The organism is Paenibacillus chartarius (assembly GCF_042432825.1).
Classification (GTDB): Bacteria; Bacillota; Bacilli; order Paenibacillales; family NBRC-103111; genus Gordoniibacillus; species Gordoniibacillus chartarius.
Genome location: NZ_JBHLWN010000087.1, coordinates 1 through 1,034 on the forward strand (window position 1 = coordinate 1; position 1,034 = coordinate 1,034).

At 34.3% G+C, this 1,034-nt stretch carries 1 protein-coding gene; it reads right to left on the bottom strand.

Features of this window, described 5'->3' with window-relative positions; all coding sequences use genetic code 11:
• Window positions 1-46: 46 nt before the first annotated feature.
• A partial coding sequence (locus ACFFK0_RS22850) for a hypothetical protein (protein ID WP_377472678.1) occupies window positions 47-1,034 on the bottom strand: 988 nt, incomplete at its 5' end.

Genomic DNA, 1,034 nt, shown 5'->3' on the forward strand with positions numbered 1-1,034 from the left:
TTTTCCTCTTTTTTCATGCCGAAGAGACGGATACAACTGACTTAAATCACCGGACTTCTAGTCTTTTGCTGATTTTCTTTATATAGAATCGCATCTTGGTGGAAGTTGTTTTTTTCGGTATTCCGATGATTTTAAGAACGTCATCAGGGCTGTAACCACTATTTTTTAAGAGATGCTTACTCAACCAATACAGACCGTATTCTTTCTCCGAAGGAAGATGTAATATTCTTAGTTGTTTGTCATTTTCATCCACATTATTGTTCGAGACATTTGTCCATATTCGTTTACAAGTATCATTTATGTAAAGGCCACTATATTCATCTATCAAGTTGACGGAGAGAATTTGCGATAGGTAATGTTCTTCAGTGTAAAAATTGTCTATTTTTTGATACAACGTCCTAAAATTATTCATGAATGGTGTAATGAATTTCCCACGTAATCCTACTGCTTCGCCACCGATAACAGTGAATTTTTTGTTCATTTGCTTCAAATCTACGCCATGGAAGGATGGTTTCTTTCTAATCTCATCCGAAATATCATAAGCAAACCATTGGTATTCATTTTTATTTTGAAAATAAACGGACAGATCGCCATTAATGATCACGTCATTGTCGAAGAATAAATAGAGATCGTCTTCACTACTTGAAGGCAAATACTGAGTTTCAATGCTATCTACTGAATCGAAGAAGTACATTGACCCAGCCCATTTCTCGGTAGGTTTTGTATAGTGAGGCGCTTTATTAATAATTACAATATTGTTGTCGTTGCAGAACCTTATGAAGTCAAAGTCAGGTATGAAATTTAGGTGTTGGGTTTCATTGCAAATAAAATAGTGTTTCGAGTTAGGATTATGGTATATGCTGCTCTTAAAGAAATTTACGATGCATCGAAAGTAAATTTCATTTTTCTTTTTATAGTTTTGTTCTGTCATGTTTCCGTATTTACTCATCTGATTGACCGGTTCTAGATAAAAATAATCCTGAATTTCGAAAGTACTGCGCATTAAAAACATAAAAAGGGCTCCAAATCTTTGG